We start from the raw sequence: 21536 nt of genomic DNA on the forward strand, positions 1-21536 counted from the left end.
ATGCGCCCTTTTCTTTTTCAACTCAAATGCATTGCTTGCAACACATACGATCTGAGTAAGCACTGCTATCCTCCTGATAGGAATTTATCCGTTAACGGAACCCATCACGGAGTTCACTATGATCAAAGTCTGCACGGCATGCAGCACCTCTTATGATGAGCAAGACGTCATCATTGATCGCTGCAAAATATGTGAAGACGAGCGGCAATTTGTACCGCCCGGCGGGCAGCAATGGCTGTCCCTGGAAAGCCTGCGCAGCACGCATCGCAATAAATGGCAGCAGCATCACGCCAACTTATTTAGCCTGCAAACGGTGCCTGCCTTTGCGATTAATCAACGCGCGTTTCTGCTGCGCACGCCGCACGGCAATATTCTGTGGGATTGCATCGCTAACCTGGATGACGCCACTCAGGCGATCGTGACGGCTCTCGGCGGCCTTCACGCCATCGCTATTTCCCATCCCCACTATTACAGCTGCATGCAAGATTGGGCGGAGGCATTTGATGCGCCGATATATCTGCACGCTAACGACAGCCAATGGATTATGCGTGATAGCCCGCATATCAAACTCTGGCAGGATGATGAGCAGGAAATTGTGCCCGCGGTGAAGCTGATACGCCTGGGCGGGCATTTCTCCGGCGGCTGCGTGTTGCATTGGTCGCACGGCAACGGCGTGCTGCTAAGCGGCGATATTGTGCAAGTTACGCCGGGCGCTAATGCCGTGTCATTTATGTGGAGCTACCCGAATATGCTGCCGCTGTCGGCGGCGACGGTGAACGACATCCTGCATCGCCTTGCCCCCCTAACCTTTGAGCAGATTTACGGTGCGTTTGAGCATCGTGAAATCCTCGCGCATGCGCAACATGTCGTCCGGCAGTCGGCGGAGAGATATCTCTCCTGCTTGCAATAAAAAGGGATGGCTGATCGAATTGTAAGCAAACGCACCGTCGATGGATGTACAGACGTCTAGATATCCACTATAGTCCGTTTCCTACGTTAAGAGGGGATCCGGGCAATGAAGAAAATTTTACTCACGACGCTGCTGGCTGCGTCCGTCGCACTGCTTAGTGGCTGTAATAAAGACGATGAAAATCAAATCAAAGTGGCCATTAATACCGGACCTGATCAGGCGTTGTGGGAAACCGTGAAGCAAGTTGCGCATGACAAATATCAGCTGGATGTCGATGTGGTGGCCTTCAATGATTATGTGCAGCCGAATGAAGCGCTGTTCAATAAAGATGTTGATGCTAACGCCTTCCAGAGCCTGCCGTATCTTGAGATGCAATCCAAAGAGCGCGGTTACCACTTTGCCGTGGTCACTAACACCTTTGTCTTCCCGATCGCCGGCTATTCTCGCAAGATTAAGTCGCTGAAAGAGCTGCCGGATGGCGCCACCGTGACCATCTCCAATGAAGCCACCACGCTGGGCCGCAGCCTGCTGCTGCTGCAGGCGCAGGGTTTGATCAAAGTGAAGCCGGAAGCGGGCCTGCTGCCGACCACGCTGGATATCACCGATAATCCGAAGAAGCTGAAAATCGTGGAAGTCGATACGCCGCAGCTGGCGCGCACGCTGGACGATCCGCAGGTGTATGTGTCGATCATCAACAACAATTTTGCCGCGCTGGTTAATCTCTCCGCCTCGCGTGATGGCATGTTTATGGAAGGCAAAGCCTCGCCTTACGTTAACGCCATCGTGGCACGTGATGATAATAAAGACAGCGCCAATGTGCAGAAGCTGAAACAGGCCTTCCAGTCGCAGGAAGTGTTAGATAAAGCCAACGAAATCTACAAAGGCGATATTATTAAAGGCTGGTAATCCTCCACCAAAAAGGCCGCGCAAATTGACCTTGCGCGGCTTACGTAACTTCCAGCCCTCCGCATTAACTTATCCTCCTCACTTCCTTACTGATTAATCAGCTACGCTCAGATCATAAAATGAGCGGCGATATAAAAATGGCGTAAAAATATTGGCCTGCGGCGTAAAAATGCTGTCTATTAATTCGCCGCCCCCTGTTCGCTCAGGTCGCAAACAGGTATGTTCGCCCTCATTAGCCACAAACCTGATCATCAACAGGAAATTTATGAGTCAGAGCGAAAAACAGTCTTTGCCTGCGGGCATGCTGGCGGCTGCGGGGATCGTGTTTGGCGACATCGGCACCAGCCCGCTGTATACCCTCAAAGAGTGCCTCTCAATATTACCCAATGGCGCGGTGTCAACCACGGCGGTGATGGGCTTCCTGTCGCTGATTTTCTGGGCCTTAACGCTGATCGTGACGCTGAAATATGTCTGCTTCGTGATGCGTGCCGACCATGATGGTGAAGGCGGCGTGCTGACGCTGATGTCTCTGGCTCGCCAGCATGTTGGCCCGAAGGCAGCCCACATCATTGTACTGGCCGGATTAATCGGCGGCGCGTTCTTCTACGGTGATGGCGTCATCACGCCGGCGATTTCCGTGCTATCAGCGATTGAAGGCATAGAAGTGGTTTCTCCGGCGCTGAGCAAATATGTGGTGCCGCTGGCGGTAGTGATTCTTACCTTACTGTTCATGATTCAAAAACACGGCACCGAAAAGGTCAGTAAGGTATTCGGGCCGGTGATGTTTATCTGGTTTGTTTCGATTGCGCTGTTGGGCATTCGCGGCATCTTGCTCAATCCTGACGTGCTTTACGCGCTCAATCCTTCGTATGCGCTGACGTTCTTGCTCAGCCACAAAGCGCTGTCGTTCGCTGCGCTCGGCATGGTGGTGTTGGCGGTAACCGGTGCGGAAGCGCTGTATGCCGACATGGGGCATTTAGGCAAGGCGCCGATTCGCATGGCCTGGCTGGTGATCGCTATGCCCGCGTTGGTGCTCAACTACTTTGGTCAGGGCGCATTGGTCATCGCCGATGCGCAGGCTCTCAATAATCCGTTCTTCAATCTCGCGCCGGCATGGGGACAGATTCCGTTGATTGTGCTGTCGACGCTGGCAACGGTGATTGCGGCCCAGTCGGTGATTTCCGGCGTGTATACCTTAACGCATCAGGCGATTCGTCAGGGATTCCTGCCGCCGATGCGCATCATCTTCACCTCGCATACCGAATCCGGTCAGATCTATATTCCGGTAGTCAACTGGTTGCTGTTCGTGGCGGTGACGGTGATTGTGTTGGCCTTCCGACAATCGTCGGCGCTCTCCTCTGCTTACGGCATCGTGGTGACCGGAACCATGGTGATCACCGCCTGTCTGGCGGGCGTGGTGGCGCTGCGTAACTGGGAGTGGCCGCTGCCGGTGGCGCTGATTTTTCTGTTGTGTATGTTGAGTATTGATGTGCCGTTATTCGGCGCCAACCTAATGAAACTGCTCTCTGGCGGTTGGGTGCCGGTGTTACTGGCGCTGAGTATGATGGGATTAATGCTGGTGTGGAGCAGCGAGCGTAATCGTCTGATCCGTAGACTGAATAACGATCCTGACAGCCTGCTGGCGCTGGTGCGGTCGCTGGAGACCAATCCACCCAGTCGCGTCGCCGGTACGGCCATTTTTCTGGCGCGCAAAGAGCATGAGATTCCACAGGCGCTGCTGCACAACCTCAAACACAATCGTGTGCTGCATAAGCGCGTGGTGCTGCTGCATATCCGCACCACCGATACGCCGCGCGTTTACAATCAGAAGCGTTTAAGCATCAAGCCGCTGTCGCCGTCGTTCTGGCAAGTCACCGCTGATTATGGCTGGCGTGAAACGCCGTCAATGGCAGAAATCCTGCATCTATGCGGGCTGGAAGGATTTGGCTGCACCGTGAATGAAGCCTCATTTTTCACTTCACACGACACGCTGGTGATGAAAAAGCGCAAAGGATTGATGCGGGTAAAAGGCGGTATCTTCCACTTTTGCCAGCGCAATGCGTTACGTGCGCATGAACAATTTAATATTCCACCAAATAGGGTGATCGAGTTGGGTGGGCAGCGCGAGTTTTAATACCAGAATGTTTAGCTCGCGCTCGCTTTTTATGGGTCGCCATGAATGGCGACCTTACAGCTGATGTTCGCTAATTTCGTAGGGTCGCCATTCATGGCGACCGTTTTTTTAACGCACCAAATGTAACCAGATGCAAAAATATTCGCGGAACTTTGCGTCAGTTGTGGCTGAAGATTTCTTAACATCTAATTAGCAATTAAAGCTAAAACGCTTAACCTCAAAAGGTGTTTATTAGCTCTACCGGCAATCATCACCTGCCGTGAGCATTGAGGGAATGTGAAGCGCTTTATCAACAATTGAACAACTCGCAGCTTTAGCCATTGGCTCAGCTATTATTTCCGAGGAGAATGGCCATGAAACAATTAATTAATGACGTAATTTCTATTTTTACACCGCAATCTGTTAAACCCGTTTTAATTCGCGCGGATTTAACCCATCGTGAACTTTCTTCGATTCATCCGGTAGGATTTACTTCCGTCAGCTGGGCCACCTCAATGGAAGAGTTAAATGACGCTTTCGTGCAAAAAGCCCTTGCTGCTGGCGCGGTGGGTTATCATATCACCGACGTCGAGTCACACGAACCGGCGCACGATGGTCAACATGTTATGGCAGCCACAGCGACTCTCTATCATATCAATAGCAAAGTGGCTTATGGCTAATCCCCGTCATTCTTCAAGCTGCAGGTGCGTTGGTCGCGTATGCTCACCCCGGTCACTTACTAAAGTAAGCTCCCGGGGATTCGCGTTCTTGTCGCCTTCCTGCATCTGGAATTATTTAGGGTATTAACTCTTAATCTTTCATCATCGGCAGGCTTTTTTCTGCAAAGTAATCAGCGAGAAAATCAATAAAGATCTTAATGCGCGGTGACTCAGAAGCGCGTTGGGTATAAACCGCCCAGATATTTGCTTCCTGATACCACTGCGGTAAAACGTGCACCAGTTTATTTTCGGCCAAATAGGGCGTCACATCCCAGGCAGAACGTAATGCAATGCCGTGTGATTTTAATGCCCAGTTGAGAATGACTTTTCCGCTATTCGATGCGTAATGGCTATTCAGCCGACAAACGATTTTATTATCGCCATCGGTTAAGCTCCAATGACCAAAGGTATTGTTATTTTCATTAATGATAAGACAGCTGTGATCGATTAAATCATCCAGCGTCTCAAGCGGACGCGATTGCGCTAAATAGCGGGCGGATGCACAAAGAATACGCCGATTCGACGCCAGTTTTCTGGCGATATAGGCGTGATTGATATCATCACCCACACGAATATCCACATCCGTTCCTGATTGCAATAAATCGATATCGCGATCGGTGAGAATCAGTTTGATGTTAAGCGAAGGATGGCGCGTCATGAATTCTGCCACCGCATCGGATAAATAATCCTGCCCAAAACCAAATGAGCAGGTGACGGTCAAATCGCCGGTTAATTCTCCGCGCCACTGCTGGAAGTTATTCAGGAAAGCGTCCATCTCGTGCACCACCTGCAGCGCGCCTTCCAGCGCCTTTTCGCCTTCGGGCGTCAGGCGCATCACGCGATTGGTGCGGAAAAACAGCCGGGTTTCCAGCTGCTTTTCGAGGATGGCAATACGTTTGCTGACATATGATGGCGACTGGCCCAGTTCCGTGGCGGCTCGGCCAAAGCCTTCATAGCGCGCCACGCTGATAAACACATACAGATCTTCGACCGAAGGCCAGCCCTGCAGCGGCTTCTGATAACTCTTCCCGGCAAGCAGTATCTTCATAACCATCACAGCGTTAGAGAAATTTTGCTGGTTATAACACAGAATCCAGAAAGCGCTGAAGCTGGCTTAAAAACAGTTCCGGTACTTCTTCGTGCGGTGAGTGGCCGCAAGGTAAGGCGTGGCCTTGCACATGACGCGCTTTATCTCGCCAGGTATCAACCACGTTATAGAGCTGCCCCACCGTGCCCTGCTCTCCCCATAACAGCAATAACGGCGATTCAATCCGTTTATCGCTGTCTTGCGCATCGTGTTCTAAATCAATGGTGGCCGCCGCGCGATAATCTTCACACACCGCATGAATCATCGCTTCATTTTGATAACAGCGCAGATAATCGTTAAAAATTTCTTCTGACGTCGCGCCCGGCGTTTTTAATTGGCCATCAATGTGCTTACGCAGGAATAAAGCCGGATCGTGACCGATCATGGTCTCCGGTAATGGCGAAGGCTGAATCAGAAAGAACCACCAAAAATAACGCGTGGCGAACTCTTTATTGGTTAACGCATACATGGTGGCGGTTGGCGCAATATCGACAAATACGCAGCTGGAGAGTTGTTCCGGATGATCGAGCGCCAGGCGATGACCCACGCGCGCGCCGCGATCGTGGCCAACAAAGGCGACGCGTTCCAATTCTAACGCATCAATCAACTGGCTGATGTCTTCTGCCATCACCCGTTTAGAGTAGGGACGATGCGTCTCGTCGCTCGGCGGTTTGTCGCTATCACCATAACCACGCAAATCCGGCAGGATGACACGGTATTTCTGTGCCAGCTGCGGCGCAATTTTACGCCACGCCAGATGATTTTGCGGATGACCGTGCAGCAACAGCAAAGGTGGACCTTCGCCCCCCATCGCGACGCGCAAAGTTATGCCGTTCGCTAAACGCACATCGCTGAGCGTAAAGCCTACGATAAAAGGTGAATCGCCGCGCGCTGTTATCTCACTCATGCTGTTCATCCTTCACTGTATTGCCGCGTTTGAACCACGGACGTTGTGCAAAGTGTTGTGTTTCAAACTGCGCGATATCCGCTTCATACTGCAGCGTCCAGTCCACTGCACTGCCACCGCCCAACAACATTTCGCGTTTCAAGGCGCTAACCGAGAACGCAATGCGTTGATTATTGAAGAGGATCGCCTGCTCTTCCAGCGACACGGTAATGCGGTTGTTAGCAGGATCGTTCGCCACCTCGCTTAGGCGCTGATAATCTTCTGCGCTTAACGCCAGCGTCAGAACGCCATTGCGCTGACAGTTGTCGTCAAAGATGCCGGCGAAACTGGTACCAATAATGGCGCGAATTCCCAGCTGATTCAGTCCCCACACCGCGTGTTCCCGGCTGGAACCACAGCCGAAATTGGCGCCCACCAGCAAGAAAGAGGCTTTTTCCCAGCCGGGCTGATTGAGGATGAAATCGGGATTCGGGCTGCCGTCAGGCAAAAAGCGCAGATCGAAGAACACACCACGATCTAAACCCTGACGATCGATGCCTTTGAGAAACTGCTTTGGCATGATCACATCCGTGTCAATATTGGCCGCCGGTAACGGCGCGAGTGTGCCTGTTATGTGGTTGAAAGCTTCCATATTATACCTCTGCTGTCATGAAACGACGGACATCAACCAGATGACCGGCAATCGCGGCGGCGGCAACCATCGCCGGACTCATTAAGTGCGTACGGGCACCCGCGCCCTGGCGGCCAGGGAAATTACGGTTGGTGCCAGAAGCACAACGGTCGCCGGGCGCTAATACATCCTCATTCATTGCCAGGCACATTGAGCAGCCCGACTGGCGCCATTCGAAACCGGCATCAACGAAAATCGCGGCCAAACCTTCTGCTTCCGCCTGCTGACGTACCTGAGTTGATCCCGGCACGATAATCCCACGCACATGCGGCGCGATTTTATGTCCTTCAACAATCGCGGCGGCGGCGCGTAAATCTTCAATGCGACCATTGGTGCAGGAGCCGATAAAGGCGTGGGTAATGGCAATTTCCGCTAACGGCGTGCCGGGTTCCAGCCCCATATATTTCAGCGCGGTACGCAGCGTTTGCTGTTTAACCGCATCTTTCTCCTGCGCGGGATCGGGAACGCAGCCGGTAATCGCGCTGGCTTGATCCGGGCTAATCCCCCAGGTCACTTTGGGTTCGAGATCGCTACAGTCGATGGTGATGCGGCTGTCGAACTGTGCATCAGCATCGCTGCGCAGCGTACGCCACTCCGCGAGGGCTTGCTGCCACAATGCGCCCGTCGGCATCTGCGGCTTACCCGCGATGTAGGCAAAAACTTTTTCATCCGGCGCAATAATCGCGCCGCGCGCTCCGGCCTCAACCGCCATGTTGCACAGCGTCATGCGCCCTTCCATGCTCAGCGCCTCAATCGCTGCACCGGCAAATTCGATGGCATAACCGGTCGCGCCTGAAGCACCAATCTCTTCAATCAGCGCCATAATGATGTCCTTCGCCGAACAGCCAAACGGCAGCTCGCCGCTCACCGTGACGAGCATGGTTTTCAGGGTGCGATAAATCAGGGTTTGCGTGGCAAGCAGATGTTCGATTTCTGAGGTGCCGATACCGAAACCGAGCGCGCCAAACGCGCCGTAAGTGGTGGTATGACTGTCGCCAGCGGCAATCACCATGCCTGGCATCACCAAACCTTGCTCGTGTGCCACCACATGTTCAATCCCCTGGCGCGGGTCCATCACATCAAACAGTTCGATACCGAAATGCGCGGCGTTTTGCCGGAAGTAATCAACCTGTAATTGCCCACCGGCATCGGTCATCGCTTCATCACGCGCGGGGCGCGTGGGGTTAACGTGATCAACATTGAGCAGAATGGTGCCCGGATTACGCACCGGACGCTGGTGATCGCGTAGGCCGCTAAACGCCTGCGGGCTGGTGTATTCATTCAGAATCGAGCGGTCAATGTAGAGCAGCACATGCCCTTCATTATCTAACTTGCGAACCAGATGCTGATCGATCAGCTTTTCATACAGTGTTTTGTTAACCATGTCGTTGCCCACGCGAAAGTGTAAAACAAGTCATTAGAGACGTTAGGGTAATACAGTTTGTCGGCGGGGAATGAACACGCTCCGTGGAGTGATGTTTTATGAAATGTGCAGAACGACTGACAATCGCCTTGAATCTTGTTGGGCCGTCATTCATAGCGGCTTAGTTAGCGGCTCATCAATGAATTTGTCTGCGGGTTTTATTTGACCTAAGTCGCGTCTATCGATATAAAGAATAACCGCGCTGCTTAAGCGGTTTATCCCCGTTTTATTTCCTCTTCTGCCTATATTTCACGCTATTTTCTTTTTTGTAAGTTAATTAATTAACACCAATACTTTATTAACTAAAAACAAGTTAATCATTTCGTAACAATCTCTTAATGTGCAAACCGAATTTTTAACGTTCACCTGCATTGCATAATAAGTAGGACTGGAATGACTCACACCAAAAAGATCGTGTCTGCCCTTTCGCTGGCAGCGCTGCTTGTCTCTTCAGCGGTACGTGCTGAAGATGCACCTGAAAAAACTGACGTTCTGCTGATCGGCGGCGGTATCATGAGCGCCTCGCTCGGTACCTGGCTGCAAGAGCTGCAACCGGGCTGGAAACAGCTGATGGTTGAGAAGCTCGACGGCGTAGCGCTGGAATCGTCCAACGGCTGGAATAATGCCGGTACTGGTCACTCGGCTAACATGGAGCTGAACTACACGCCTGAGCGTGCAGACGGTTCAATCGACGTTAGCAAAGCGCTGGAAATCAACGAATCCTTCATGATTTCGCGCCAGTTCTGGACTTCACAGGTGCAGCGCGGCGTATTGCACGATCCACGCTCGTTCATCAACTCGACGCCGCACATGAGCTTCGTCTGGGGCGACAAAAACGTCGAGTACCTGACCAAGCGTTATGATGCGCTGCAGAAAACCACCCTATTCCAGGGCATGAAGTTTTCTACCGATCATCAGCAGATCCAGCAGTGGGCTCCGCTGGTGATGGAAGGTCGCGATCCGAATCAGAAAGTTGCAGCCACCTGGACGCCAGTCGGCACCGATGTTAACTACGGTGAAATCACCCGTCAGCTGATCGGTAGCCTGAAAAAAGATCAGAATTTCAAGCTGGAAACCTCTGCAGAAGTGACTGATTTTAAGCGTAACGGCGACAACTCATGGCACGTGACCATTAAAGATGTGAAGAGCGGTGATAAGCGCTCGGTTGATGCGAAATACGTGTTTATCGGTGCGGGCGGCGGTGCGATCAAGCTGCTGCAGAAAACCGGTATCCCGGAAGCAGACAACTACGGCGGCTTCCCGGTCGGCGGCTCATTCCTGATGACCGAAAACCCAGAAATCGCTAACCGTCACCTGGAAAAAGTGTACGGTCAGGCTTCTGTGGGTGCGCCACCGATGTCTGTTCCCCACATCGATTCACGTACCCTCGACGGTAAGAAAGTGGTGCTGTTTGGCCCGTTCGCGACCTTCTCTACTAAGTATCTGAAGAACGGTTCGCTGTTCGATCTGCTGAGCGCGACCACCACCAGCAACATCATGCCGATGACGCATGTTGGCATCGACAACTTTGACCTGGTGAAATACCTGATTGGTCAGGTTATGCTGAATGATGATGACCGCTTTGCGGCGCTGAAAGAGTACTACCCGAACGCACGTAAAGAAGACTGGAAACTGATTCAGGCCGGTCAACGTGTACAGATCATCAAGAAAGATGCAGAAAAAGGTGGCTTGCTGAAACTGGGCACTGAAATCGTGACCGATCAGCAGAAAACGCTGGCCGCTCTGCTCGGTGCATCACCGGGTGCATCAACTGCCGCGCCAATCACGCTCGATGTGATGAAAAAGCTGTTCCCAGAACAGTTCGCTTCACCGGAGTGGCAGCAGAAGATTCGCGCTATCGTGCCAAGCTTTGGCCAGAAGCTGAACGGCAACACCGCGTTGACGCAGCAAGTTTGGGATAACACCGCAGCCACGCTGCAGTTGACCAAACCGCCAGTGATTGACATGGGCGACCAGACTGTTGCACCGACGCAGGCTAAACCGCGTACGGAATCAGGCAAGCAGGATATGGCGCTGTAATTCACGCCAGAACGAAATCAAGCCGGACAATGTCCGGCTTTTTTGTATCCGCAAATCGCCAGGCGTGGAACGGGTTATTGCGCGTTTAACTTAGATAAACGCCCAGAGCACCCAGGTGAGAGCGAAACCGCTAAGCCCCATAATCGTCGTCAGTACCGTCCAGGTTTTCAGACCATCCGCCACCGACAAGCCAAGATAGCGCGTGACAACCCAAAAACCCGAGTCATTGACGTGCGATAAGCCCAATGCGCCAAAGCAGGCTGCAAGCGCGAGCAATACCAACTGCATGTCGCCCAATCCTACTGCAGCCGTGCTCAATAATCCGCAGGTGGTGACGATGGCCACGGTGGCTGAACCCTGCGATGCGCGCAACGCTAAAGAGAGAATAAACGCAGCAGGAATAAGCGGCAAATTAATCGTTTGCAGCGATCCGGCAAGCGCTTTACCTACTCCAGATTCCACCAGGACCTTGCCAAACGCGCCGCCCGCGCCAGAAACCAGAATGACACCCGCCGCCGTCGAAATGGCGTTATTGGATAAACTTTCCAGTTTGTCTTTGGTCCAGCCACGACGAATCCCTAATAACCAGCCCGCTAACGCCACGGTCACTAACAGTGCAATGCCTGGAGAGCCGACCAGCGTTAAGGTATTGAGCAACATGCTATCAGGAGCCAGATACGGAGGAAGTAATGTGCCCAGCGTAATCAGGATTATGGGCAAGACAATTAATCCGGAAATTAACAGCGCGCCAGGTACGTTTTGCTTAGCTTCAACGGCTGGCTTCTGGTCGCAGGATTCCGTTAGCTGCAATTGCTCGAGCACCTGCACCGATAAATTATATTTTTTGCGATTAATCGCTTTTGCAGCGAAATAGCCCACCACCCCGACCGGAACAGAAACCGCAATGCCCAGCATCATTAACCAACCTAAATCCGCATTCAGCAGCGTAGCGGCCGCTGCAGGACCCGGATGCGTGGGTACAGTGACATGTACCATCAACATCATACCGGCCATCGGCAAACCAAATTTCAGGGTTGATATACGCAGCACCTTGGTAAAGCCATAAATCAGCGGGACTACGATGATAAAGCCGACATCGAAAAATACCGGCAATCCAAGGATAAAGGCCACGGTAGTCAACGCTGCGACCATTCTTTGCGGACCGCACAGCTTTGCAAAACGGTTTGCCAGAGCGTCTGCGCCCCCTGAGGCTTCAATAATGGCCCCCAGAATGGCACCCAATACAATGATCAGCGCAATGTTACCTAATAAACCGCCCATACCGCCCAGGATCACTTTCATGATATCGCCAGCCGGGATGCCCGTGGTTATTGCTACGAATAGGCTGGAAACCAGCAGAGCAATAAAGGGATGAACTTTGGCTTTTATCACCAGTATTAACAGCAGTAAGACGCTTGCTAGCGCGATGGATAAGAGCAATGTGGTAGACATCTGATAAACCTCTAATAATTTTATTCTGCAGGTAACTATAAAAAAAATGGTGTTGGCGTAATGACAGACAAAGCGACGCACACCGATTGGCTATAAATCGATGTGATCAATAATATTTTTAATTTTGTGTGTGAAAGATTGGGAATGGATGACTCTTCGCGTGTGAAGTAGGTAAATCCAGGGTACGTTTTAGCATTATCAATCCTTGATAGTCGGCATTTTATTCGATGATTCTTCTCACCCTACGCCAGTCAGATGCAGGGTTTCAGGAACAATCATCATGTTAAAATAAGTTAATATTTGTTTGTTAGTGTTAACTTTGCCAGTTATTCGCGTTAATAAATGCGCTGCAAATCACATTAAATGGACAAAGTTGCTAAATACAACAATTATTCACATAACATTTCATATCTTCACAAATGGGAGTTGGTGAGCTAATCAGGCTGCCGGGCAATAAAGTTTTTTGCGGAATGGAGAGAGTGTGTGCAGAGAGCGAGTGACGAGAAGGCAGTTACCTATCCCCAGCAAGGGGGATAGGCGGTGAATTGGCAGCGTTATGCTCCGGTTCCAGCAGGAGGGGTGGCGGGAATGCGTTTCCCTTTCAACATATTTCTCAACGCTGGTTCGGCGTATTTAGTGATTAAGAAAGCGATGTAATACAGCACGGTAGCCACCACAATTGGCATCAACATCATGACAAACTCATTTTTAATATGCACGTTGAGCTTAATCAGCGTAGCGATCATCAGATTTTCATGGATGAGATAAAACGCGTAACTTGCGAAGCCGACTGCCGTGAGAAAACGTAGCGAGAGAATGCGCTCCAGCTGCTTAGAGTAGAAACTCACAATAAAGAACAGCATCACCAGCAGCAAAGGAATAAGCGTGATGACTCCAGCATTCTTAACGAAGTAGCTGAAATTAATCAGCAGCGCCAACCCTACAATGGCGTAATGAAACAGTTTATCGCGTGCATGCATGCGCTCATAAACCAGGCAGCCAACCATAAACCACGCATAATGAATGAAGCCAAACTTGGATATAATGTCGATTAACAGCGGGTGGCCTAAGGATTTAAGAACCGAGGACGCGGAAAGCAGCAACATCGGTACTAATAATGCCGGCAAGCAATATTTCCTGCCCAGCGTAAAATAGACTGCACCGATAATCAGATAGAAAACCGCTTCGACATACAGCGACCAAAACGATCCCGCCATTGATTTAAATTCAATCCCGGTTAACTGCGTCAGGGTTTCTGGATTGGTGAATATCAGCCCAGGCAACAGATTTCTGACATACGGCGTCATCACCGACCATTCCGGGAAGAAGCCACCCACCGCGAACAGCAGCATACTGGCAATAAACATGGCGGGAAACAGGCGCAGCCAGCGTTTCTTTAGAAAACTGAGGTAGCTCTCTGATTTATCCAGGGTCATAAAAATGACAAAACCTGAGATCATGAAAAATAACTCTACGCCGAGCCAGCCATAGTTAAATATTGGAAAATGTTGAGTTGCCGTGACATAGGGTAATAATTCCGGCCATCGCGCATAAGCATGATAACCAATAACCAGCAGAATCGCTAAGCCGCGCATTCCATCAAGATGCGTTATACGTGCGTGCATAATTCCCTCAGGAAAGATGACCGGAAAAAGATAACTCAAATTAACCTGACGCAGTTTTACAAGCAATAAGACTAATTCTGATTAACGACATCATGAATAAACAGCAGACCTAATAAATAGCCTTAGTTATTCACACTGAAAAGTGGCATTGATAAACTTGTTTTAATGGCATCGAATTGAGAAGGCTCATTGCATTTAAATGATTTTTTCTAAGATAGAGAAAATAAAAACAGGCCATTTATGAGTTAAGCATTAGATGGCCTGGAGAGAAATATCGCCTGTAAAATTAATCCCTGCGGAATTTCTGCTTTAACTATCACAATTTGTTATGAGGGCCGGGACCTACCGATTCACGCACCATCAACTCACCCGCAAAAGTTTTATCATTACGCATTTCGCCACCATCCAGCATTGAGATCAGGCGTTCGATAGTTTCCTGAATCATCTCGGTCACCGGCATCTTCACGCTGGATAGCGCCGGAATGGTGAACGGAGCCAGCGGAATATCGTCAAAGCCCATTACCGCGACTTGTGCCGGTACGGCAATGTGGTGATCGGACAACGCTTTCAGCGCCCCCACCGCCATATCATCGTTACTCGCTACCAGCGCACTAAATGCACGCCCCTGTGCCAACAGGTGTTCCACCGCCGCCATGCCGTTTTGCGCCTGCCATTTGCCTTCGACGATTAACGCCTCATCAACCGCAATACCCTGTTTTTCCAACGCGGCTTTGTAACCCGCCAGTCGTTCGCGTCCCGTCGGGGAATCGAGCGAGCCGGTGATAAAAGCTATCTCGCGATGTCCGAGGGCAATCAACTGCTCAACCGCTGCGGCGCTGCTGCGCTGCTGATCGGAGTAGATGCAATAGCTGTGGTGCTGACGCAGGCGACGATTGATCACCAGGATCGGGTGTTTGTGCTGTGCAATGATGCTATCCATCTCATCGGTAGTGAGAAAACGCGGATAGATAATCACACCATCGCAGCGCAGATCGAGCAGGAACTGGATCGCGGCGCGCTCCTCCTCGGCGCTGTGTTTGCCATCAACCAGTAACAACTGCCGCCCCTGCTGTTCCATCAGGCGTGCTGAGTGCTGCATCAGTTCGGTGAAATAGCTGCCGGTATACAGGGTATTGGTGATTACCAATCCGATGGTTTGGCTGGATTTGGTCGCCAGGTTTCGCGCCAGCAAATTAGGGCGAAAATCGGTTTCGGCGATGGCCTGGTACACCTTCTCACGCTTTTCCTGGCTGACATAACCGTTGCCGGACAGCACCCGGGAAACCGTCGCTTTCGATACACCTGCTACTTTTGCCACCTCAAGTATGGTCGCCATGTTTCACTCTTTTTCCATGCTGATTGCATCAGTTTACCTAAGCTGCGAATTATTCGGCAATTTTTCTACCCTCACGGATTCATGCCCTGCCGCTGTTAAACGATCAACTTCACACTTTCAACCAACAGTTTTTAAATTTCTTGCCTGATGCGTCGGGCGTCTTCATGATTTTGTGAAACCGGTTTCTCATGGCGAACAATCGCGCAGAAAACCGCTGTACCTCTACTTAAAAAAATCAGAGACCAAAAATCCATGGCTAAAAATTATGCGGAAGTCTCACGCGCCATCGTGGCTTCGCTCGGCGGCTTAAACAATATCGAAGCGGTGACGCACTGCATGACGCGCCTGCGTTTCGTGGTGAAAGACAGCAGCCAGATCGATAACGCCAACCTGAAAGCGATTCCCGGCGTCATGGGCGTGGTGCACACCGACACACAGTGTCAGGTGATTATTGGCAACAACGTTAACCTCGCCTATCAGGAAGTGCTGAAGCTCGGCACGCCAAACAGCGATGGCGCCGCGCCGGTGAAACGCAAAATCACCCTGCGCAGCATCGGTGCTGGCATTCTTGACGCGTTGGTTGGCACCATGTCGCCACTGATTCCAGCCATTATCGGCGGATCGATGGTGAAGCTGCTGGCGATGATGCTGGAAATGAGTGGCGTGCTTGAGAAAGGTTCATCGACGCTCATTATCCTCAACGTGATTGGCGACGGAGCCTTCTTCTTCTTGCCCATTATGGTGGCAGCTTCGGCAGCGTTGAAATTCAAAACCAATATGTCGCTGGCCATTGCCATCGCCGGCGTGCTGGTGCATCCAAACTTTGTTGATTTGATGGCCAAAGCGGCGCAAGGCCAGGCGGTAGAGTTTGCCGCTATCCCGGTAACCGCGGTGAAGTACACCTACACGGTTATCCCGGCGTTGGTCATGACCTGGATTTTGTCACACATCGAATACTGGATTGATCGCATCACACCTGCGGTGACCAAAAACTTCCTTAAGCCCATGCTGATCGTGCTGGTGGCCGCGCCAATCGCCATTGTGCTGATTGGCCCACTCGGCATCTGGATTGGTAGCGGTATTTCCGCGCTGGTGTATACCATTCACGGTTATCTTGGCTGGTTATCGGTGGCGATCATGGGTGCGCTGTGGCCGCTGCTGGTAATGACCGGCATGCATCGCGTGTTTACCCCCACCATTATTCAGACCATCGCCGAAACCGGCAAAGAAGGCATGGTGATGCCTTCGGAAATCGGTGCCAACCTGTCGCTCGGCGGCTCTTCCCTGGCCGTGGCGTTTAAAACCAAAAACCCTGAGCTGCGCCAGACGGCATTTGCCGCCGCGGCTTCGGCGATTGTCGCCGGTATTTCCGAGCCCGCGCTGTATGGCGTGGCGGTAAGGTTGAAACGCCCGCTCATCGCCAGCCTGATCAGCGGCTTTATCTGCGGCGCGGTGGCCGGTATCGGTGGACTGGCCAGCCACTCAATGGCTTCGCCCGGCTTGTTTACCAGCGTGCAATTTTTTGATCCCAGCAATCCGATGAGCATTGTCTGGGTCGGCGGCGTCATGGTGCTGTCGGTGGTGCTCTCTTTCATTCTCACGTTGATTCTTGGCTTCGAAGATATTCCGGTCACGGATGCCGCACAGCCAAAAGCGGCCGTCGATGAGACCAAGCCAGCCAACGTTAATTTATCAAAGGTGTAATTTTATGTCTGAAGTGACATTTCCAGCAGGATTTTTGTGGGGCGGCGCGTTAGCCGCCAATCAGTCAGAGGGGAGCTATCTGGCAGACGGTAAAGGCTTAACCACGGTGGATATGATTCCGCACGGTGAGCACCGCATGCCGGTAAAACTGGGACTGGAGAAGCGTTTTGCGTTGCGCAGCGATGAATATTATCCCAGTCATGACGCCATCGATTTTTACCGTCGTTATAAAGATGATATCGCGCTGATGGCGGAAATGGGCTTCACCGTATTTCGCACTTCCATTGCCTGGAGCCGCATTTATCCGCAGGGCGATGAATTAGCCCCGAACCCGCAAGGCATCGCCTTTTACCGTAGCCTGTTTGCAGAGTGTCAGAAGTACGGCATCACGCCGCTGGTCACGCTAAGTCACTTTGACGTGCCGATGCATCTGGTGACGGAATACGGCTCGTGGCGCAATCGTAAAATGATTGAGTTCTTTAGCCGCTACGCGCGTACCTGCTTCGAAGAGTTCAATGGCCTGGTGAAATACTGGCTGACCTTTAACGAGATCAATATCCTGCTGCACAGCCCGTTCTCTGGCGCCGGTTTGGTGTTCGAACCGGGCGAGAATCCGGAGCAGGTGAAATATCAGGCAGCGCATCACGAGCTGGTCGCCAGCGCGCTGGTAACGAAGATCGCCCATGAGATTAACCCCGACAATCAAATTGGCTGCATGCTGGCGGGCGGTAATTTTTATCCGTGGTCATGCAAGCCGGAAGACGTCTGGGCGGCACTGGAGAAAGATCGCGAAAATCTGTTCTTTATTGATGTGCAGGCGCGCGGTGCTTACCCATCTTATGCGGCTCGGGTGTTTCGCGAAAAAGGCGTTGAGATCGCCATGGAGCCGGAAGATACCGCCACGCTGCGGCATACGGTCGATTTCGTCTCCTTCAGCTACTACGCCTCACGCTGTGCATCGGCAGAGATGAATGAGCAAAATAGCAGCGCCGCCAACGTGGTGAAATCACTGACCAATCCGCACGTGAAGCGCAGCGATTGGGGCTGGGGCATCGATCCGCTTGGCCTGCGCATCACCATGAACATGATGTATGACCGCTACCAAAAGCCACTATTCCTGGTGGAAAACGGTTTAGGCGCCCACGATGAAATCAACGCCGACGGCGAAATTAATGATGATTACCGCATCAGCTATTTGCGACAGCATATTCAGGCGATGGGTGAAGCGATTGCCGACGGCATTCCATTGATTGGTTATACCACCTGGGGGTGTATCGATTTAGTGGCGGCATCGACCGGAGAGATGAGTAAGCGCTACGGCTTTGTCTATGTCGATCGCGACGACAAAGGTAACGGCAGCCTGCAACGCATTCGCAAAAAATCGTTCTGGTGGTACAAGCAGGTGATCGCCAGCAACGGACGTAATCTGGAATCGATTTAATTACGGGTATAAACGAGGATTTTGTAGGGTGCGCATGGATGCGCACATGGAGGCCATACATAGCACCCTACAGAGCCAGATTATGACCACCGACCGACAAAACGCTGTCGCTGCAGGATTTCCGCCTGGCGCGGCGTGGCAATTGGCCAGGCTTGCTGCGGGAACAGATACAGCCGAATACTGAACAGATGAAACAGCGGCGTCAGTACCCGTTCATCGCGCTTCGCTAGCTGCTCCAGCATTAGCAGCAGCAAATCCAGTTCATCCTGTAAATCCGCATGCGGCGGCGTTTGTAGCGATTTCAGACGTCGCTTCAGAAACAGCGCCAGCTCATGAAACATCTGTCCGCTATCCAGCTGATAGTGCTGCAGCAGCGCTTTATGCCGTGCGTAATAATCAAAGCTGTTGACGCCCAGCCACACTTCTTTGAGCAACATCCCGGCTGAGCGCATATCCGGATGCGGATCAAGCCGTAAACGCGGCAACACCACGTTAACCTTATCCAGCATCAGGCTAATAAAACGTTGTCGTCCCAACAGGGATGAACCATTACGCTCGGTCTCTTTAATAAAGCGCAGCAGCTCGCGCAGGCCTTGTCGCACCGCACGGCGCGCGGTCCAGGACGGCCGTTTATTGCGCATAATGGCGGGGGTGTTCACGGCGCTCCGCACGCCCCCCATCGTGGCGGTGGCATTGTTGATCAGTAGAACCAGATCGGGTTTCAAATGGTGACCCAGCCCAATAAAGCCGGGAATTTGAATCGCTACGCTCAGGCCAATCATATTGGTGGAGGGACGGGCGATCATCAGTGCAAGCATCATCAGGCCGGGCACGAGGCAGATCATCAACGCTTCAAACGAGGTGGCCTGTGGCAGCAACAGCGCCACATAAATCACGCTGATAATAATTGCGACGATAACGCCACGTACAAACAGCTTCATCGATGTCAGTGGCGTATCCTGGCTCGCCAGCAGCGAGCAGAGAATCGCCGCCATCACCGGCGCTGATGCGCCATCACGCCAACCCGATGCCATCCATAACAGACAGGATCCAAAGGTGGCGCAAAACGCGGTTAACGCCGAAAGTCTAATCAGCCCTTTGTCGAAAAAGCGGTGGGTGCGTTTGCCGCGCGCCAGCGTGGTGTCGCCAGAAAGATCGCTCACCAATCCCCCGACACTTTGATATGCCCCGGCAATACGCACGAAATCCGCCAGCCGCTCCATTAATCCAGTGAACAGCAGCCAATTTTCCGTGGGCAACGCGCCCTGCTGCCATGCGGCGTTGAGTTCAGCCTGGCAGCCACTCAACGTCTGCTGGATCGCGCTGGTTTCCCCTAACGCTTCGCCGTCGTTTAACCAGTGCAGAAACAGTTGGAAAGTGTGCGCGACGTTTTCGGGAAAGGTGATTTGCAGGGTGGATAGGCGCTGCAGGCGCATCTCAATCGCCGTCAGCGTCGGAATTAAATAGGAGAGATGCTGGTATTGCACGCTCACCAGACGAATCAGCCGCCGCGCGGCATCTCCCTCATACACGCAGTGCGTGATCAGCACTTCCACCTGCTGTGGATGGGTCGCCATACGAATCAGAATGTCATCGCGCTCGGGCGAATTATCGCCCGGAATCCCGGACAGCAGGTCGCTGCAGAGCTTGCGCGCATTGAGATACCAGTGACTGACGCTCTGCTCCAGTAGGCTACGCATCGATACCGGGAACAACAGCGCATGCACCAGGCTGCTGCAGACAATGCCGAGCGTGATCTCTTCGATGCGTGATATCACCGTACTGGTGATGGACAGCGGCGTAGCGACTTCCGGGAAACCCATGATCGCCGCGCTGTAACCGGCGAGCATAAACACATAACTTTTTGGCGTACGGTCATGCAGCGACAAATATAAGCAGACGCTGACCCATAACGAGACGCAGAAACAGAACAGCAACGGATGCTGTACCGTCGGTGGAAAAATAAAGAAGATGAATACGCCGCCCAATAAGGTGCCCAGCAGGCGAAACACCGATTTAGAGATGGTCGAGGCTGAATAGAGCTGAGAAGCCAGCAGCACGGTGGTGACGGCCCAGGCGGGTTTATCCAGGTTGAGTTCCAGGGCGAGGTAGAGTGCCAGAAAGGCGGCCAGACAGGTTTTTACAGCAAAAAAAACGGCGTTTTTTGAAAACCACTGCATGACACAAAGACCAGGATGTACTGAATGTTGCGTATCCTGCCAGAATGTAAAAAACCCTCACCCCGATAAATACGTCAAATTGTTTCGTAATCGAAAAACATGTTCATCAAACGCATTGTTAGCACGGATGAAACGTAAGCGTGGCTAATGGAGTTAGCCTGATGAGCCCCGTATTAGCGGCTAAAATGCCCACTACCCGCCGATTCACCTGTGGGAAACAGGGATCAGTTATCAGGCAAATAAATGTGTACTGGATCACACTTTGCTGTAGCCCGCCCTGTTGTTCTGGTTATCCATAAAATAATTTCGCGCATAAATCTCCCTGGTAAAAGCGACAGTGCGGGAAGAACGTTCGCCAGTAATGGCAAACGGAAGCATCAGTACATTTTTAAGCGCAGCGATGTTAATATTTACGCGCTTAATCAGGCGCTGATCCTTGCGAAGAACTTTCGGGAACGCAGTATGTTATGTAAACAACTTCATCATCGGCAAGCTGACTTGCTCCTCTCCCTGCTTCACGCCTGTAAGATTTTAATTAATGCCGTTTTTGTGCTGTTGTTTATTTCTCATGCGGCTTTTGCTGAAATAAAAGACGATAAAGCCAACCGTATTGTCAGCGGCATTATTAGTTTTACCCATTGGCCGGAATTAACCCGTGCCCCGCAACTCTGCGTATTCTCTTCGGCCCAGCATCTCTCCTTGCTGCCCAAAGCTGCGCCTGCGGCAACACCCTTCAGCGTGGTCTATTTGACCAATGAAAGCGAACTGGCGTTACAACACTGCGACGCGGTCTATTTCGGCGACCAGTCCCCGCAGCAACAGTTAGAACTGGCGAAACAATTCCAGGGCAAAGCCGTGCTGACGCTCGCGGAGAACAACGCAGACTGTACTGTTGGCGCCGCGTTCTGCCTGATCTTCAATACCGATCACACGCTGTTCTCCGTTAATCTTGATTCGCTTGCCCGCAGCGGCGTCAAGGTGAGTCCGGATGTGCTGTTGCTGTCGCGCAATGGAAGCAAATAA

General features: G+C 51.9%; 16 protein-coding genes. 8 read left to right on the top strand and 8 right to left on the bottom strand.

From position 1 onward, the window contains the following. Window positions 1–118 precede the first annotated feature (118 nt). The 4 genes from AC790_RS09860 (at window position 119) to AC790_RS09875 (ending at window position 4609) form a co-directional block, all read left to right on the top strand. A complete protein-coding gene (locus AC790_RS09860) occupies window positions 119–910 on the top strand; it encodes an MBL fold metallo-hydrolase (protein ID WP_049851644.1) in 792 nt (263 codons plus the stop codon). A 105-nt stretch (window positions 911–1015) separates the two neighbouring features. Beyond that, window positions 1016–1816 carry a MetQ/NlpA family ABC transporter substrate-binding protein gene (locus AC790_RS09865; protein WP_009128061.1) on the top strand — a complete coding sequence of 267 codons (801 nt, stop codon included), beginning with the start codon at window positions 1016–1018 and terminating at the stop codon, window positions 1814–1816. A 265-nt stretch (window positions 1817–2081) separates the two neighbouring features. Beyond that, window positions 2082–3950, top strand: coding sequence for a low affinity potassium transporter Kup (kup, locus tag AC790_RS09870; RefSeq protein WP_049851645.1), 1869 nt, complete (start codon window positions 2082–2084; stop codon window positions 3948–3950). A 353-nt stretch (window positions 3951–4303) separates the two neighbouring features. Next, entirely contained in the window at window positions 4304–4609 is a 306-nt protein-coding gene (locus tag AC790_RS09875) for a DUF1471 domain-containing protein (protein ID WP_007890096.1), read from the top strand. 130 nt (window positions 4610–4739) lie between these two features. Here AC790_RS09875 and AC790_RS09880 read toward each other — a convergent pair whose 3' ends face one another. Genes AC790_RS09880 through leuC form a run of 4 tightly spaced genes read right to left on the bottom strand, consistent with a single transcriptional unit; the run spans window position 4740 to window position 8696 of the window. Beyond that, window positions 4740–5696: a LysR substrate-binding domain-containing protein gene (locus tag AC790_RS09880; RefSeq protein ID WP_049851646.1), complete on the bottom strand. Its 957-nt coding sequence runs from the start codon at window positions 5694–5696 to the stop codon at window positions 4740–4742. Window positions 5697–5727: 31 nt separating this feature from the next. Then, entirely contained in the window at window positions 5728–6642 is a 915-nt protein-coding gene (locus tag AC790_RS09885) for an alpha/beta fold hydrolase (RefSeq protein WP_049851647.1), read from the bottom strand. After that, window positions 6635–7273 (bottom strand): 3-isopropylmalate dehydratase small subunit, encoded by a 639-nt coding sequence (gene leuD, locus AC790_RS09890; protein ID WP_049851648.1) that lies wholly within the window; start codon window positions 7271–7273, stop codon window positions 6635–6637. Before leuD ends, AC790_RS09885 begins: the two co-directional genes overlap by 8 nt. A 1-nt stretch (window position 7274) precedes the next feature. Then, window positions 7275–8696 (bottom strand): 3-isopropylmalate dehydratase large subunit, encoded by a 1422-nt coding sequence (gene leuC, locus AC790_RS09895; RefSeq protein WP_049851649.1) that lies wholly within the window; start codon window positions 8694–8696, stop codon window positions 7275–7277. 432 nt (window positions 8697–9128) lie between these two features. Between leuC and mqo the strand changes: the two genes are divergently transcribed. Continuing rightward, window positions 9129–10775: a malate dehydrogenase (quinone) gene (gene mqo, locus AC790_RS09900; protein WP_049851650.1), complete on the top strand. Its 1647-nt coding sequence runs from the start codon at window positions 9129–9131 to the stop codon at window positions 10773–10775. 90 nt (window positions 10776–10865) lie between these two features. Here mqo and AC790_RS09905 read toward each other — a convergent pair whose 3' ends face one another. From AC790_RS09905 to AC790_RS09915, 3 genes are all read right to left on the bottom strand, one after another. Beyond that, window positions 10866–12227, bottom strand: a complete 1362-nt coding sequence (locus AC790_RS09905) for a GntP family transporter (protein WP_049851651.1) — start codon at window positions 12225–12227, stop codon at window positions 10866–10868. A 554-nt stretch (window positions 12228–12781) separates the two neighbouring features. Further along, window positions 12782–13852: an acyltransferase gene (locus AC790_RS09910; protein ID WP_049851652.1), complete on the bottom strand. Its 1071-nt coding sequence runs from the start codon at window positions 13850–13852 to the stop codon at window positions 12782–12784. 316 nt (window positions 13853–14168) lie between these two features. Continuing rightward, the gene (locus tag AC790_RS09915; RefSeq protein ID WP_049851653.1) at window positions 14169–15188 is read right to left on the bottom strand and encodes a LacI family DNA-binding transcriptional regulator; all 1020 of its coding nucleotides are present in this window, start codon (window positions 15186–15188) and stop codon (window positions 14169–14171) included. Window positions 15189–15440: 252 nt separating this feature from the next. Here AC790_RS09915 and ascF point away from each other — a divergent pair, with 252 nt between their 5' ends. Together ascF and AC790_RS09925 are read left to right on the top strand one after the other, a co-directional pair. After that, the gene (ascF, locus tag AC790_RS09920) at window positions 15441–16892 is read left to right on the top strand and encodes a PTS cellobiose/arbutin/salicin transporter subunit IIBC (RefSeq protein WP_049851654.1); all 1452 of its coding nucleotides are present in this window, start codon (window positions 15441–15443) and stop codon (window positions 16890–16892) included. A 4-nt stretch (window positions 16893–16896) separates the two neighbouring features. Next, window positions 16897–18333 carry a 6-phospho-beta-glucosidase gene (locus tag AC790_RS09925; protein WP_049851655.1) on the top strand — a complete coding sequence of 479 codons (1437 nt, stop codon included), beginning with the start codon at window positions 16897–16899 and terminating at the stop codon, window positions 18331–18333. A gap of 80 nt (window positions 18334–18413) precedes the next feature. Here the strand turns inward: AC790_RS09925 and AC790_RS09930 are convergent, their stop codons facing one another. Continuing rightward, window positions 18414–20513, bottom strand: coding sequence for an FUSC family protein (locus AC790_RS09930; protein ID WP_049851656.1), 2100 nt, complete (start codon window positions 20511–20513; stop codon window positions 18414–18416). Window positions 20514–20756: 243 nt separating this feature from the next. On the opposite strand from AC790_RS09930, the gene AC790_RS09935 reads away from it, so the two are divergent. After that, window positions 20757–21536 carry a YfiR family protein gene (locus AC790_RS09935; RefSeq protein ID WP_082204277.1) on the top strand — a complete coding sequence of 260 codons (780 nt, stop codon included), beginning with the start codon at window positions 20757–20759 and terminating at the stop codon, window positions 21534–21536.

Origin of the sequence: Pantoea sp. RIT-PI-b (assembly GCF_001187905.1) — a bacterium.
GTDB classification, from domain to species: domain Bacteria; phylum Pseudomonadota; class Gammaproteobacteria; order Enterobacterales; family Enterobacteriaceae; genus Pantoea; species Pantoea nemavictus.